Annotated in this window: 3 protein-coding genes; all 3 read left to right on the forward strand. The window is 48.3% G+C overall.

Going from position 1 to position 17,531, the window contains the following annotated elements:
- Nucleotides 1-60: 60 nt before the first annotated feature.
- Nucleotides 61-6,669: a hypothetical protein gene (locus ACO6VG_RS23960; protein ID WP_422475963.1), complete on the forward strand. Its 6,609-nt coding sequence runs from the start codon at nt 61-63 to the stop codon at nt 6,667-6,669.
- Nucleotides 6,670-6,917: 248 nt separating this feature from the next.
- On the forward strand, nt 6,918-12,248 hold the full coding sequence (locus tag ACO6VG_RS23965) for a hypothetical protein (protein ID WP_422475965.1): 5,331 nt from the start codon (nt 6,918-6,920) through the stop codon (nt 12,246-12,248).
- Nucleotides 12,249-12,257: 9 nt separating this feature from the next.
- On the forward strand, nt 12,258-17,522 hold the full coding sequence (locus ACO6VG_RS23970) for a hypothetical protein (protein WP_422475967.1): 5,265 nt from the start codon (nt 12,258-12,260) through the stop codon (nt 17,520-17,522).
- The last annotated feature ends 9 nt before the right edge of the window (nt 17,523-17,531 follow it).

Consider the following 17,531-nt stretch of genomic DNA (forward strand, 5'->3'; position numbering starts at 1 on the left):
CCGCCGGGTGTGGCCATCGCTTTTCATAGTCATAAAAGTACTCAGCTCTGAGGTAGTAGAATGACAAATGCTCGCCCGAATGCATTACGCCTTGCGGTGGCCGTTGCAATCTGCTCTTCCATCCTTGGCACACAGGCTGTGACAGATCGCAAACTGCAGACAAAATCTATCGATATTCGTTGCAGTGGACAAGTGGAATTTACCCAGAGTGAAGTCATAGTTCAGCCAACGTTAGGCGATGACCAGCAGCCAGTACCCAATTCCTTTACAACCACCTACCCTGATCAGACAGTCAAAATGAGTTCTTTCGCTCATACCAGGGGCTTTACTAACGCTCTTGCTGGTGTTGATGGTGGCGTTTCCAGTGTTGAGCTGTTTGAAACAGGTGAGAAGGACGTTGCTGTGAAATACACTAAAGTCCTGAAGGTGGCAGATGAGGGTGTTTTCAGGTTCACTCATAACCTTGAAGAAAAGGAACTGGTCATTGAAATCAGAGGCGGAATGACCGATCAGGATTCAGTTGCGGCTGTTCGTGATCAATTAGTTGGCATTCAATCACTGGAACCGTTAACGAAAGTCGCCAGCCCCCGACAACTGGCTGGAGTACTGAAAGCTGCCAGTAACAGAGCAGGAAACCTCGGAACAAGTGATCACTATGTAGCCCTTGCCACCATTGAAATAGAAAAAGTTGAAGTGAATGGACGTACCTTCATGAGCCTTATCGCTTCAAGCGAACAGCCCCCTGAACTGCAACGTCTGGGTCAATCACTCTTTGTCAATGATGAGGCTCTCCTGGCAGCAGCCACCTCTGCCTATATTCAGGTTCATATCCTGGGACAAGATATACAACAGCAGGCTCTTAATGAGCTATTGGCATACAGCAAACCCGTCGGATATGTTGTCAATGTCGAGGATAACAAACAGGTTTATCCTGTGCCTGCGGGTTATCCAATGCTGAAAGTAAAGGAAGCTCCGGGAGAGATTATTGTTTTCTATGGTCAGGTGCAGAATCCCCATGATATTGCTTTTGTAGAGAGCCTCCATAAACGCTGGTTAGAAATTAAGAGCCCCGCCCCGGCATTAACAACACAAGTTAAAAAAGATAATTTCAAAAGCTACCTGTACATCATTCGAAGCAGGCAGATGGAACTGCTGGAGAAGTTTATTGCGCGGCTCGATTCCGGCGTTAACACGGATCAACCGACGACCATTTCAATTGAAGATAAAATGTCGACGTTTGCGCTTTTATATTATGAATCTCTGCAACAGGCATTGAACACTGTCATTACAAATAGAGCACATGGAACAGACGAAGTTGAGTTCACCCTGAAACACATCAGAATCGTTTCGTCAGTCATCACGCCGACCTGGATGCATAATCAACTGGTAAAAAACTTCGGTTTCCAACCCGTATTCAGGAACCTTCTGATTAACGCGCAATTTATGCAGAACATTCATAATGTGATACCCACTATCAGCAATATCAACCAGGCGCAGATCGATACTTCTGAGGGAAACGAAAAGTTTGCTTCCAAAGTCATGAGCGATATGATGACCAGACAGCTGCTTGAGTTTTACAACAATCTGGCGAAGCTGCGGGCAAAAGAGGCTAAACTCGGCGAGCTAAATGAAAAATTACTTCGCGCAAATGAACAAGTCAAAGAAACAATGGCTATTGCTGTTCATAATGGTCAGGAAAAGCTGAGAGAAAAGCACCGTTTTGACGACAGGCTTGAACTGCTCAGAATACGGCTGAAACATCTGGAAAATCAGAATCAGATAATTCGGCGTGAAGTCAGTCAAGTTATATGGCTGAAACAAGAGGTTGATGTTGCCAAAACAGAAGGAGAAAAAGCCAGAGTCAACGTAAAAGAATTTTATGAACTGCTGCAGGCAGTGGTAACGTCATCCGGGACAAGAGAAGAGTCAAATATAGACGTCGTAAAAGCAAAACTGACCACCATTGAAGACCAGCTCGGTATTACTCCGGTCAATGAAAACGATCTGTTTGACCGCTTTAAGTCCATTCAAAAGCATCTGCAAGAAAAAGCAGAATCATCCGCTGTGTTGGACCAGCACAGAGCTGAACAGATCAGTCAGGACCCCGTCAACGAAGCTGATCTGGAAGCCCCTGACCAAGCCATTCAACAACACCCTGCGGAAGAAGAAGCTCAGGTCGCCCAACAAAATTTTCAGCAACGAAGCTTCAGAACAGATACTACAAGAGAAGCTGAAATCAAATCCCAGCATGCGACCATTGCCGCACGTTTACACATTCAGGATTTTGACAAGGATGCGGATGTTTTCGTTCAACATGAAAGCCTGATTCAAAAAATCAAGACGATGAATGATGAAAAAGCACGTCTGCGTCAACAACTTGAGACAATGAATGCTCAGCAGGAACAGCCGCCTCAGAGAGTTCAGAGAAGCAGCGATCATCGCAACATCTATAACTCTGGCGATGAAGATGTTCTGGTAGCTACTCTTGGTGTTGAGCTGAATGATAACACCACAGCTGAAGAGCTCGACGCCATGGAACTGGCAATAAATATGACGCTTTACGAGCTTACAAGGCTGAAAAAAATAATGGATCGAACACTGGCTCCCAAAACCAGGCCAGAAATACTCAGCTTACTGAAAAAAGTGGAAAGAGTCCTTGAGGACGACCGCCTCAATGAGGAGGACGACGTTTGTCTTCATCGCCAGATCATCTCCGAAGGCATTCAGAAATACATCATAGCAGCCAGAGAACGCCTGGAGGAAAACGCGCTGATGGTACTGGAAGCCTCAGAAAAATTATTCAACATCGACAGCAATGAAGGTGATGGCAAAGCAGCAAGACTTGAGAGGATTCATAAAAGACTTGATGGCGATGATATCTCAGCTTACGACCTGGATGAGATGGAGAAGATCCTCTGGGGGGATTACGGCACAACCCGGGATGACCAGAGAGGAAGGGATTTCAGACTCAAATCGATCCATCCGCGCCTCAGGTCTCTGGTTGAGGTATCGGAAGAGCGAGTCAAGGAATTACAGTCATCTTATCTTGCGAACGTAGAATGGGAGCTGGAGATCGACCCTCGTAGAAGCCTTGCCGCTATAGAAAAAAGCAAAGCTTTTACTACTGAACTGGCCAATGATCTGCAGGTAGAGTTTGAAAAAGATATCAGCCTGTCTGAGAAGCAGCAAATTCTGAAAACCGTAGCCTGGGAATTATTGGCTGTAGTACGCGGAACCTATGAAGATGAAAGTATCAAAAGAGAAATAAACAATGAAATAGCCCGTCGATTCAAAATTGAGGGCTATCAGAATGATGCCACTATTGACGAACAGGTCCGTCTACTTATAGATAAACTCATACGGGTCGGTTCTGAGATTTACAAAGCAGGCCAGCTTGATGTTAGTGGGCGTATCCAAGCCATCGAGGATGAGCTTGACAGGCAAATGGCACCCCTGGGACCAAAAAAAGCTGCGGATCTGAAGCCAGAACCCACCGACACTGATGAACAACGGGTTGATGCCCTGAGAAACAGACAGTTACAAATGGGCAGTCATGATGATACTGGCGGCAAGGTCCAGCCACTGATTCAGGAAAAGTACCGTCTGGAAGGTGAGATTGAAGACAGGAAAGCAGACACTGACGTTCAGCAAAACGACCGTCTTGCAGATTTGAAAGAATTACTGGAAGACATCAGAACACCCGGCCACCCCAAAGCCATGCCTGTGGTGCTTCAAAGACTGGCTGCCGTGGAAAAAGCCCTGAAGATGTTTAACCTCTACCTCTATCACAAGATGCAAAAACACTACCGCTGTAAAAAGATGGACGATATTTATAGAGAGGACGACGTGTATTACCTTCGTCACGCAACTTCTGAAAGAATTCAAATATACATCACAGAAGTGAGGCTGAATGAAGAGGAAGAAGCGCTGCATATGTTGCAAACCGTAGAAGAAATAATCAAGATCAAGGTCAATGAAGGTGATGGCAACGCAGAAAGACTTGACAGGGTTCGTAGCAAACTTGAGGGCGATGATGTCACCGAAAAAATGCTGCATGATATAGACTATTGCCTCTGGAAACATGATATCTCACCTACGTACGAAAGTAGGGAATTAAAACTTGAGAGGCTTCAGGAGCGTCTAACTTTTTACGTCGAAGATGTAGATGAGCGAGCCATAGAACAACAAAAAGCGGTGCTAAAATTTGTAAGGCACAAGCTGAACATTGGCATGAGCGAAAGCTCTACTGCTGATGAAGAAGTTTTCAATACGGATCAGCCTGACGTTAGTGAGCATATTGCAGTCATTGAGAATGAGCTGGACAAGCTACTGGCACGCCTGGGACCTAAACCCCGATACGTTCTTGATCGTGAGCTGGCCAGGGCCAGACAAGCATTGGCAGAAGCTGAAAGTGAGCTGACAGGTTTTCATCGCAAACTGAATAGGCTTCAAGGCCAACACTTGTTGTTTACGGAAAGACGCGCTGACCTCCAACATAGCCCGGATGAACAGGGCACGGCTCTCAATGAGGTAATGGAAGAGTGTCAGACCAGCCTCGGCGGGGATGATGGTAATGGCGGCAAGATCCAGCAACTGCTTCAGGAGCGGACCCGACTGGAAGGTGAAATTGAAACCAGGGAAGCAGGCATTGAGAGGATAAAGCTGGTCCTGGATGCTGCAGAGCAAGCTGTAAAAAATGACGGAGGTCCCTTCCAGTACACACCGAGACAGGCAATAGTCAGGGAAGAGATGGTCGCCTTCGTTCAGCAGCACTCTCTCAAAAAACAAGCTCTGGAAGTCACGCTGGGTCTGGCAGAATTGGCAGTAGAAAGCGGTAACACAATCTCCTGCCTTCCGGGTTTGGATTTTGACGATGAATTTGCATCGATTCGCATGCAGGCAATGGTCGGAGACACACTGACGTTTAAACAGGCCAGTCCGGTTGTGGAGGTTTTCAAGAGACTCAGAAAGACCTTCCCGGAACCCCCTTTCGAGCCTCCAGAAGGTCTGCCTCGGAGCAACCTGAAAAAAATCCTCAGGCTTGTGCACAAGGCCAGGAATGAGATGAAAAAAGGGGCACTTCAATACGACGACGAAATTCTCAGCATGGGCAAAACAGCCATGCACTTCGTCGAGCTTGAATCGAGGGACCTGAAAAGCTTCCCGGAATACTTCGCTAGCCGTTCTGCCAGTGGTAACAAGATCATCGCTTTGCTGCGTGAAGATCTGGTCAGCAAGATTGAACTTGAGAATTACATAAAAGTCTTCAGAGATGTCGACGGTTATCAGACAGTAGATCAATTTGAACATTTCCTTGGCTACAAACACGGCGTCAATGTGCCTCATTTCAAAGCTGTTGTAAGGATGCTGTCTGACAAGGGTGTTGAGGAATTCTTCCAGAGTGCCTTTGCACCAGTGTCCGTGACTGCAACTGGCCCGACAGCTATGAAGGAGTCCATTGTCGGCATGAAAGAGTATGGAGCTGCGGTCATTGCCAACTTCGTTCTTGACGATATTGCCTTTGACAATGGCCACAGGACGGCAGCCTTTCTGACCAATGTTCAGGATACCCTGACACCTTATACCGTCGCTGCCGGACTCTCTGAATCAGAACTGATCAGGGCTATCCATGGCACATTGATGCAGGCTCATGCTGCAGTGGTTGAGTATCAGCTCAATGCATACTGGGTCAAGCCTTCAGCCTTTCTGGCACAGGCTGTCACTTGGTACTTCTCCAGTTACAAACCTCTGCTGACGACCCATACCGCCGCACAGGCTGCCGGGCTTTCCCTCACCAACATGTCATTTCTCTATCTCCTGGATCTGACCAACAGGGGTGATTATCTACACAGAATGCTCACACCTTTCCAGCACTGGCTGGAACGCTTTGGTCCTGATCCTGACCGAACCCGGCAATATGCCTACCACAGGGGAATTGAAAAAGTTTCTGAAGTGGGCGGGCTGGCCATGCCATTGGGTAAAGCCGCTTCCTCCGTCATTCTGCTGAGAACCGGCTGCATGTTGTTTGCCAGACAGTACAACGCCAATCCTCAGATGTATCGCAGCATTTCCCGTCTGCTGCCCGAAATGGTGAAATCCATGGGTTCCGGGCAAGGGATTCAGGTACCGCTGCTGCACCGGGCGACACCACAAAAAGTGAAAACGCTGGCCTCGGCCACAGCCGGTCTGGTGCTGGGTCCGGTAGCCACCGCCGGAGCATACGCCCATGGCCTTATATCTGGGTTTACCTATGCCCAAAGCTTCGGATTCGCTCTGGCATCGGGTCTCACTTTCGACTTCTTCATGAACGACAACAAGCTGCTCACTCAATGGCTGGGTGGGCCTCTGGGTCGTAATCTTGACAAGATGAATCGCTGGATTGGTGCGGGTGAAAAGCAAGATGAATATCTAAAACGTACGACTATTGCCACACCTCAAGGTTTCAGTGAAAACGATGAAGACTACTCAAGCCGTGTTAAGGCAAACAACACAATCTATGGCTGGACTCGACACGAACATTATCTGCAGTTTCGTGAACGTCGTGATCGCACCATGAAACTATTTGAGAATAGCTGGGAGAAATACTTCAGGGAAAATGTGCCGAAATGGTCGTTTTCCCATGCAGAAAGCATTCCTTACTCCTACACTCTGGGAGCCTTCTACAAATAACAAATGAGCGACAATGGAAAAGTTAAGAGTCACTAAGTACCTGGCCAGTTGGTTTCGCATATTCTGGCGAGTGGATTTTTTCATCCTTCAAGGCGCAACGGCGGGCGCGTAGCCATAGCTACGCAACCAGAGTTGGAACGCAGAAGGATGGAAAAAGCCGCCGTCCAGAATATGCGAAACCAACTGGTTAGGTACTTATAAGAGAAAACCCCTTAATCAGGCTTTCTACCCAGCTCTGAGGCAGTAGAATGACAAATGCCCGTCCCAATGCATTAAGCCTCGCAGTGGCTGTTGCAATCAGCTCTACCCTTATTGGTGCTCAGGCACTAGCCGATCGAAAGTTGCAGATAAAAGCTGCCGATATTCCGGGTAATGGACATGTGGAGATTACCCTGAGTGAGGTCAACGTCCAGCCAACATTGGGGAATGATCAGCAACCCGTACCCAAATCCTTCACGACCACCTACCCTGCTCAGCCTCGTGACAGGCTGAGCCATCACTTTAATTCTGTGGGCTTTTCGGAAGCTCTTGCTGATGCCGATGGTGACGTTTCCATTATTGATGTGTTTGAAACAGGCAAAAATGGTGTTGCCCGAAAATACACCAAAGTCCTGAAAGTGGGTGATGAGGGACTCTTCAGGTTCACCCATGACCTTAAACAAGAGAAACTGGCCATTGAAGTCAGAAGCAGAATGACCGATCAGGATTCCATTGAGGTGGTTCGCAGTCAATCATCTTGCAGCCTGTCATTAGAACCGCTGACGAAAATCGCCAGCTCCAGAGAACTGGCTGAGGTGCTGAACAGTGTCGATACCCTGAAAGGACAGCTCGGCGAAAGTGATCACTATGTTCCCCTTGCCACCGTTGAAGTAGAAAAAGTTGCAGTGGAAGGACGTACCTTCATGCGTCTTATCGCTGCAGGCGACCAGCCCCCTGACTTGCAACGTCTGGGTCAAACAGTCTTTGTCAATGATGATGTTCTCCTGGCAGCAGCCACCTCTGCCTATATCCGGGTTCATGTCCTGGGAGAGGAGTTACAACAGCAGGCGCTTAATGAACTCTTGGCACTCAGCAAACCCGTCGGGTTTGTTGTCCACGTCGAGGATGACAAACAGATTTTTCATGTGCCTCCGGGTTATTCAAGGCTGGAAGTTAAAGAAACTCCTGGGGAGGTTATTGTTTTTCATGGTCAGATGCAGGATCCGCAAGATGTCGTTTTTGTAGAAAGCCTCCATAACCTCTGGAAAGAAGCTGAGCTTAATAACCCCACGCCGGCGGCGGCATCGGCAGCAGCAACAAAGGTTATGAAACATAAAGTCAAAAGCTACCAGTACGTCCTTCGAAGCAAACAGATGACAGTGCTGGAGGGGCTTATTGTGAGGTACCCTGGCACCAGCAAATACCCATCAACGATACTGGCAGACAAAGATAGACGGGAGATGCATGCGCTTTCATACTATGAATATCTCATGCAGGCATTGGCCAGTGCTACTCCTGATGAAATGTATGGAAGCGATACATTTGAACTCACACTGGAACACATCAGAGTCGCTTCGTACGCCATCACGCCAACCTGGCAGCAGATTCAGCTGGCAAAACACTTCAGTTTCAAACCCGTACTGAGACATTTTCTGACTAAACAGCTTTATGTTCAGGGTATGCTGAATCTTGTACCCAATCTCGCTGAACCACTGACCAAAATGTTTCACGATGACCCGTTTATGGCCAAAATTCTGAGCGACATGGCCGGGCAGTTGGTTGAAAGGGAGCTCCTGCTGGAAAAGCATCTGGCAACAGAAGGCAAACTCATTGAGGTTCGAGACCAGTTAAAGCTCAATCTGGCAACAGAAGGCAAACTCATTGAGGTTCGAGACCAGTTAAAGCTCAAAGTCGAGAGAGCTTATACCGATAGCCTTCAACTCAAACAACGGTTTGAGGATGAGATTGCCCAGATGCGTACAATGACGAAAACACTGCAAGACCAGTCACAGAAACTTCAGCGGGAACTTGCACGAATTTCAGAGCTGGAGCAAGAAGTTATTGATGCCGGAGAAAACGCCAGAAAAGCTTACAACGCTCAACTGGCAGAAGATCTTGGTATTGATAACCGGGATGATGACCAGCCAACAGAAGAACAATTCAGACTCATTAGACAGAAAATTCATGAAATCGGCACAGCGGCTGCCCAAGCAGGAACAGGCCATCCCAAAGCCATGCGTGAAGCCCTGGTCCTGAAGACAGTGAGTGACGTGGAAGAAGCTCTGGAATTAGAGATAGCTTTCCCCTGTAATAAAAAAGAGTTCGATATCTATCTCCGTCGCAGTGATATTTCTCAAGACATGGACAGACTTATCAGAAAAGCCAGATATCAGGCAGAGAAAGAAGCCCTGGATCTACTGGAATTCGCAGAACAAACACTCAACCTCAACGTCAACAAAGACGATGACAAAATGGCAAGATTCATCAGGGTTTTCAGGAAACTTGACACCGAAAATCACTCAGATGACATTCTGAATGATATAGACATTAGCCTTTGGACGTACAATGGCAAAGCTCGTGACGAGAGGGATATCAAACTCAGAAGAGTCCTTGCACATCTTCATTATAAAATCGAAGCCCCGGCTCCGAATAAGCTAGCCACAGAGCAACAGATCCAGCTGCTGGAAGCTGTAGAATCAATACTGACCCTCACATTGAATGAAGGGCACGGCAGAGCAGCAAGAGTGGCTCTGGTTCATAGCATACTTGAGGGCGGTGATCCCTCAGAGGAGACTCTGGATCTGATAGATCAAACCCTCTGGAAACAAGACAGCGCAGTGCTGGACGAGAGGGCTCTCAAACTCAGGAAGCTCGGTGCGAGTCTGGCCTATAAAGTTGAAGATTGGTATCTGGATATACATAGCAATGAACAACAGAAAAAACTGCTTGCAGCCATAGAGCATGAGCTGAATATCTTCTTCCGTTGTGAAAGCCATGCTGCCAACAAAAGGGGCAAGGCCTTCACTGCCAGACTGGCCAGTGATCTGGATGTGGCATTTGAAGAAGATGCCTTCCTGCTTGAACAGAAGGATGCCCTGACAGGCAAAATTTGGGGATTAATTGATGAACTCAACGAAGTCTATCAGGATGAAAGTATCAAAAGAGCCAGGAACAATGAAATGGCCTGTCAGCTCGCTATTAAGGATTACAAAGAAGATGCCACTATCCGCGACCAGAACAGTTTGATTGAAGCAAAACTCCTGCAGCTGGATGAAGAAGTGTTCAAGGCGGGCAGCTCTACCGTTAATGAGCGTATCACAGCTATTGAAAATGAGCTTGACAGGTACATGGCTCTGCTCCCGAAACCCAAGCCCCGATACGCTCTTGACCGTGAGGTAGCCATAGCCAGGCGAAAAATAAAAGAAGCTGAAAGTGAACTGTTGGCGGCTAAGGAACAGGTCAGTCCTGAGGCTCAGGATGAAGGCAGTAAAGCAGACATTAAGAAAATGAAAACAGCCCTGAAGGCTGCCGAAAAAGCCGTCGAAGATGATGGCGGTCCCTTCCAGTACACGCCGATACAGGCAGAAACTCTCAACGATCTTCACATATTCGCGCAACAGCACCCTCTCAAACAACTGGCTCTGCAAGTCGCAAATGGCCTGGCAGAATTAGCATTAGAAAACGGTAAGGAAATACCCTACTTTCCAATTATCGATTTTGACGACGAATTTGCTCCCATTGGCTTGCGAGCAATGGTCGGGGACAAGCTGACGTTTGCACAGGCCAGTTGGGTTGTGGAAGTTTTCAAAAATCTGAAAACGACCTTTCCTGAACCTCCTTTCGAGCCTCCGGAAAATCATCTGCCTCTGAGTGTCACTTATAAAGTCCTGCGGCTGACTTGCTGGGCCAGTCACGGGATAGGAAGAGGGGCAAAAGAATACGACAACAGAATTCGCAGCATGGGCTCAGCAGGCATTGACTTTGTCGAGCATCTGCGAGGCGTTCTGAAAAGCTTCCCGGAATACTTCGCCAGCCATTCTGCCAGTGGCAACAAGATCATCGCTTTGCTGCGTGAAGGACTGATCAGCAAGGCTGAACTTGGGAACTACATGAAGGCCGTCAGAGGTGTCGACGGTTATCAGACAGTGGATGAATTTGAGCACTTTCTTGGCTACAAACAGGGTGTCAATGTGCCTCACTTCAAGAGTGCTGTCCGGATGCTGTCCGACAAGGGAGCTGAGGAATTCATGCAGAGTGCCTTTACTCCTGTGACCGTGACTGCGACCGACCCGGCAGCTATGAAAGAGTCGCTTGCCGGCATGAAGGAGTACGCAGCAGCGGTCATCGCCAACTATGTTCTTGACGATATTGCCTTTGACAATGGCCACAGGACGGCAGCCTTTCTGGCCAATGCTCAGGAGACCCTGACACCTTATGCCAATGCTGCCGGACTCTCTGAATCAGAACTGCTCAAGGCTGTCCATGGCACTTTGATGCAGGCGCATGCTGCAGTGGTTGAGTATCAGTTCAATGAATACTGGGGCAAACCTTCAGCCTTTCTCGTACAGGCCGTCACCTGGTATTACTCCAGCTACAAACCTCTGCTGGTGACCCACACTTCACTGCAGGCCGCCGAGCAGTCTCTCTTGAACATGTCGTTCCTCTATCTTCTGGATCTGACCAACCGGGGTGATTACCTGCACCGGATGCTCACACCTTTCCAGCACTGGTTGGAAGGCTACGGTGTTGATCCTGACCGAACCGGGCAATATGCCTACCACAGCGGAATTGAAAAAGTTTCTGAAGTGGGCGGGCTGGCCATGCCATTAGGTAAAGCCGCTTCCTCTGTCATTCTGCTGAGAACCGGCTCCATGCTGTTTGCCAGACAGTACAACGCCAACCCGCAGATGTATCGCAGCATTTCCCGTCTGGTGCCCGAAATAGTGAAATCCATGGGTTCCGGGCAAGGGGTTCAGGTACCGCTGCTGCACCGGGCGACACCACAAAAAGTGAAAACGCTGGCCTCGGCCACAGCCGGTCTGGTGCTGGGACCGGTAGCCACGTTCGGAGCGTACGCCCACGGCCTTATATCCGGATTTACTTATGCCCAAAGCTTCGGATTCGCTCTGGCGTCGGGTCTCACTTTCGACTTCTTGATGAACGACAACAAGCTGCTCACTCAATGGCTGGGTGGACCTCTGGGTCGCAGTCTTGACAAGATGAATCGCTGGATGGGTGCCGGTGAAACGCAAGATGAATATCTGAAACGTACGACGATTGCCACACCTCAAGGTTTCAGTGAAAACGATGAAGCCTACACAAACCGTGTTAAAGCAAACAACACAATGTATGGCTGGACTCGACACGAACATTATCTGCAGTTCCGTGAACGCCGTGATCGCACCATGAAACTATTTGACAATGGCTGGGAGAAATACTTCAGGGAAAATGTGCCGAAATGGTCGTTTTCCCATGCAGAAAGTATCCCATACTCCTACACTTTGGGAGCTTTTTACAAATGGCGACAGGGTGATGATAAAAAATCTCACGTTCATGATAAAAGAAGCGCCTCCCCAATCAGGCTTTCCAGCCAGCTCTGAGGCAGTAGAATGAAAAATGCCTGTCCCAATGCATTGAGCCTTGCAGTGGCCTTTGCAATCAGCGCTTCCATCATGAGTACACAGGCACTGGCCGATCGCAGGCTGCTGACAAGATCTATTGATATTCCGGGCAATGGACAAACAGGGTTTACCCAGACTGAGGTCATAGTTCAGCCAACTTCAGGTCATGACCGGCAACCCATACCCAAATCCTGTACAACCACTTACCTTGACCAGATTGAGGTTCAGATCATGGATGGCATCAAGGTTATTCACGAAGGCTTCACCGACGTTATTGCCGACATTGGTGGCAGCGTTTACAGTGTTGATATTTTTGAAACAGACGACAATGGCGTTGCTCAAAAATACACCAAAATCCTGAAAGTGGGTGATGAGAGCGTCTTCAGGTTCATCCATAACCTTGCAGAAAGTAAGCTGGTCATTGAAGTCAGGGAAGGAATGACCGATCAGGCTTCAATTGAAGCTGTTCGTGCCCAATCAGGTGACATCCAACCATTAGAACCTGCAACGAAAATTGCCACTACCAAACAATTCGTCGGAATAATGAAAGGTGCATATAAAAAAGCAGGAAACCTTGGTGAAACTGATGACTATGTTGACCTCGTTACCATTGAAGTAGACCCGGTTGAAGTGAAAGGGCGCACCTTTATGCGTCTTATCGCTGCAGGCGATCAACCTCCTGATCTCCAGCGCCTGGGGCAATCGCTCTTTGTCAATGATGAGGTGCTTCTGGCAGCAGCCACCTCTGCCTACACCCAGGTTCATGTTCTGGGGAAAAAAGCACACCACGCAGCCCTGGCCAGTCTGTTGTCATACCATAGACCCGTCGGCTACGTTGTACACGTCGAAGATGACACACTGGCTTATCCTGTGCCTACTGATTATCCAAAGCTGGAAGTGGAACAGGCTTCGGAAGAGATTATTGTTTTCCGTGGTCAGAAACAGAATCCAACCGATATCGCTTTTGTGGAAGGCCACTACTCTGGCATCCGGGAAGAATATCGATTTAAAGAACTCCCTGCAAAGGTGATAACATACAAGGTCAAAGACTACCAGCACATCATCAGAAGCAGGCAGATGGCGCTGCTGGAGGAGTTCGCTGCTGACCTGGCTGCACAGCACGATGCCAGGCTTGGTGATGATAAGCTGCTGAAACTTGGCTACTATGAATCTCTTCTGCAGGCATTAACCAGTGCTGCTCCAGATAAAACCTGTGAATTTGAGTTCACAACAGATCACATCAGAGCCGCTACATCAGTCATCACGCCCACCTGGCTGCAGTTTCAACTGATAAAAAACTTCAGCTTTAAACCCTTACTTAATAATCTTCTGACTAACCATAATTTTGTTCAGAGTATTCGGAATATTCAGAAACTCATACCCTACGACACCGACGTGATAGATGACTTTGGTGCTGGCGAAAAAACAAAGTTTTCCTCCAAAGTCAAGGATGACATCAGCGAACAGTTGCTTGAGATGGTTAACACGCAAGAAAAACGGCTGGCAAACGTGCCCGAATTCGCCAGAGCAGTCAAAACATCAGATGACATTACAATGGCAAGTGCCACTGACAGTGGTGAGGATAAACTGAAAGTAGAACTGATCAGACAGAAATTTGCGGCTGAGTTTAAAGAGCTTCGTAAATTGTTCCGGGTGTTGAAAAACACGGTTCATGAATTTCGGCAGGATATCAAGCAAATCCCGTGGCTGGAAGAACAGTTCAGTGATGCCATAGCAGATACCACAAAAGCACGCCACGCCCTTGCCGCAGCAATACTGGATACTGATATCTGGGATGATACCCGGCGAATGGAAGAAAAAGTCAGACTGTTCAGCAAGAGATGGTTTGAGCTCCATTCGGTGGCGGCAAAAAAACCGTTTCGGGAACAGCCTTATAAAGAAACGCTGGCAGCGATTGAGAGCCAGCTCGACATTGTTCCATACGATGAAAACGACCTGAGTGGCCGCTCTGAGTTCATTCTAAAGCATCTGCAAAAACAGGCAGGCCAGAGCGATGAGATATTTCGGGATAAACTGGCTGTCGTTGAAGGTCAGCTCGGTCTGGTTCCAGATGAAAAAGATGGACCCCAGGCCCGCCAGGGTAACATTCGGAAGCTCCTTTGGCTGAAATGTGCCTGGGCCCAGGAACAAGATCTCGAGCATCAACTTCAACATCTACACATTAAACAACAAAAAACTGAGATCGCCGAACAACTTCTTCAGCAACAGAGCACCAGCGCAGGCGCTGAAAGAGATCGAACACCAGACCACCCCAGGGTCAGGCCTGAAGTACTCATGAAACTGAGAGCCGTGGAAAAAACCCTGAAGATGGACGACCTGAAGGGCGAGGACAACAGCGAGGAGAATGTGTATCAGCGTCGTAACGCCATTTCTGAGAAAATTCACTCATACACAACAAAAGCCATAGAGGTGGCAGAGGAGGAGGCTCTGCATATAGTGGAAACACTGGAAGAAATATTAAAAATCAAAGCCAACAGAGATGATAACAAAGCAACAAGACTTGCCGAAGTTCAGAGTGTGCTTCGTAGCTGCATCCCAAAATACTTGCTGCGTGAGGTGGAAGGTTTCATCTGGAAAATACGCATGACCTGGAGCAAAGTAGAGAAAGTAAGAGTCTGGAACCTTGTAGATTTTCTTGACATTAATGTCGAAACCCCGGATCCGGATGAGCGTGTCTTAAAACAACAGATAAGGATGCTTGAAGCTTTAGAGAACGAGCTGAACATCGACAAGAGTGAAAACCCTGCTGCTATAAAAAGAGGCAGGGAGGCTGCTGCTGAGCTGGCTTTGCCTCTAAAAGTAGAATTTGAAAAAGGTGCCAGCCTGAATGACCAGAAGAATGCTCTAAAAGCCAGTATTCGGGCATTAGAGGAAGAAGTATACCACCTCGACCACTATTGTCACGATGAAGATCTCGCGAGAGAGGGATACGATAAAATTGCTCGTCAACTCGACATTAAGAACACCAAGTACTACTTTGGTGATGAAATCATAAAGCCCATTGAAACAGAACTCCGGTGGCTGGATAGAAATGTTGATCTGCTGGGTCAGCCTGAGGTTGAGGAGCGTATTGCCGTCATTGAGAATGAGCTTGACAGACAAATCGCTCCGGGAGCTGAACCCCGATACATTCCTGATCCAGAGGTAGCCACTGAAGAACGAGCCCCGAAGGCTGCAGTGGAAGAGGTCAAAAATGACGATGGTTCCTTCCAGTACACGTCGGCACAGGCAGAAGTTTTGCACGCTATCCAAACATTCATGCAGCAGCACCCTCTCAAACGACAGGCCCTGCAAATCGCAAATGGTCTGGCCGAATTGGCCGTAATGAACGGTAAGGCAATACTCAACCTTCCGACTTACGATTTTGACGATGCATTTGCAGCGATTCGCTTGCAGTTAATGGTCGGAGACAAACTGACGTTTGATCAGACCAGTCAGATCGTACAAATCTTCAGGGACCTGAAGACGACTTTCCCGGAATATCCCGCTTCACAAGACGAGCCTCGCTGCCCTCTGGAAGAAGTCCAGAAACTGGTGCACAGGGCCAGAAATGAGATGGGATCCGGGGCTCGAGAATACGACAAAGAAATTTTCGGCATGGGCAAATCAGCGCTTCACTTCCTCGGGCGTGAAACGGATGACCTGGAAACCTTCCCAAAATACTTCGCTAGCCATTCTGCCAGTGGTAACAAGATCATGACTCTGCTGCATGAAGGACTGATCAGCAAGATTGAACTTTGGAACTACATAAAGGCCGTCAGAGGAATTGATGGTTATCAGACAGTGGACGAATTTGAACATTTCCTTGGCTACAAACACGACGTCAATCTGCCTCACTTCAAGGCCGTTGTCCAGATGCTTTCCGACAAGGGTATTGATGAATTCGCACTAATTGCCTTAGCTCCTGTGCATGCAACTGGTCCGGCAGGTGTGAAAGAGACGGTTGCCGGCATGAAAGAGTACGCAGCTGCGGTCATCGCCAACTATGTTCTTGACGATATTGCCTTTGACAATGGCCGCAGGACGACAGCTTTCCTGAGCAATGTTCAGGATACCCTGACACCTTATGTCAATGCTGCCGGACTCTCTGAAACAGAACTGATCAAGGCTATCCATGGCACATTGATGCAGGTTTATACCGCAGCGGTTGAGCATCAGATCGATGATTACTGGGTCAAACCTTCAGCCTTTCTGGTACAGGCTGTCACCTGGTACTTCTCCAGCTACAAACCTCTGCTGGCGACCCAAACCGCCGGGCAGGCTACCGCGCTGTCCCTGTCAAACATGGCGTTCCTCTATCTTCTGGATCTGACCAACCGGGGGGATTACCCGCACAGAATGCTCATACCTTTCCAGCACTGGCTGGAACACCATGGTGTTGATCTCGACCGAACCGGGCAACATGCCTACCACAGCGAAATTGAAAAAATTTCTGAAGTGGGCGGGCTGGCCATGCCATTGGGTAAAGCCGCTTCCTCCGTCATTCTGCTGAGAACCGGCTCCATGTTGTTTGCCCGTCAGTACAACGCCAACCCGCAGATGTATCGCGGCATTTCTCGTCTGGTGCCCGAACTAGTCAATTCTATGGGTTCCGGACAAGGGGTTCGGGTACCGCTGCTACAAACTGTGACACCGCAAAAAGTGAAAACTCTGGCCTCTGCCGCTTCCGGACTCGTACTGGGTCCGGTAGCCACTGTCGGAGCATACGCCCATGGTCTGGTATACGGATTCACCTATGCCCAAACCTTCGGATTCGCGCTGGCGTCGAGTCTCACTTTCGACTTCTTTATGAACGACAACAAGATGCTCACTCAATGGCTGGGTGGGCCTCTGGGACGTAGTCTTGACAGGATTAATCGCTGGCGAGGCGTGGGTGAAACGACAGATGAATATGTAAAACGTACAGCTATTGCCAAGCCTCAACGCTTTAATGAAACCGATGAAGAATATGCAAATCGTTTTAAGACAAGTGACATGATTTATGGCTGGACGCGACACGAAAATTATCTGCAGTTCCGTGAACGCCGTGATCGCACCATGAAGCTGTTCGAGAATGGCTGGGAGAAATACTTCAGGAAGAATGTGCCGAAATGGTCGTTCTCCCATGCAGAGAGTATTCCTTACTCCTACACTCTGGGTGCCTTCTACAAATGGCGACAGGGCGATGACAAAAAAGTTCACCTTCATGAGAAAAGAAACACCTCCCCAATCAGGCTTTCCAGCCAGCTCTGAGGCAGTAGA

Origin of the sequence: Endozoicomonas sp. ALB032 (assembly GCF_049310125.1) — a bacterium.
Classification (GTDB): Bacteria; Pseudomonadota; Gammaproteobacteria; order Pseudomonadales; family Endozoicomonadaceae; genus Endozoicomonas_A.

Bases quoted from the DNA above. Each gene is read 5' to 3' on its own strand.
- ACO6VG_RS23960 (WP_422475963.1), top strand. From the start codon at position 61: ATGACAAATGCTCGCCCGAATGCATTACGCCTTGCGGTGGCCGTTGCA.
- ACO6VG_RS23965 (WP_422475965.1), top strand. From the start codon at position 6,918: ATGACAAATGCCCGTCCCAATGCATTAAGCCTCGCAGTGGCTGTTGCA.
- ACO6VG_RS23970 (WP_422475967.1), top strand. From the start codon at position 12,258: ATGAAAAATGCCTGTCCCAATGCATTGAGCCTTGCAGTGGCCTTTGCA.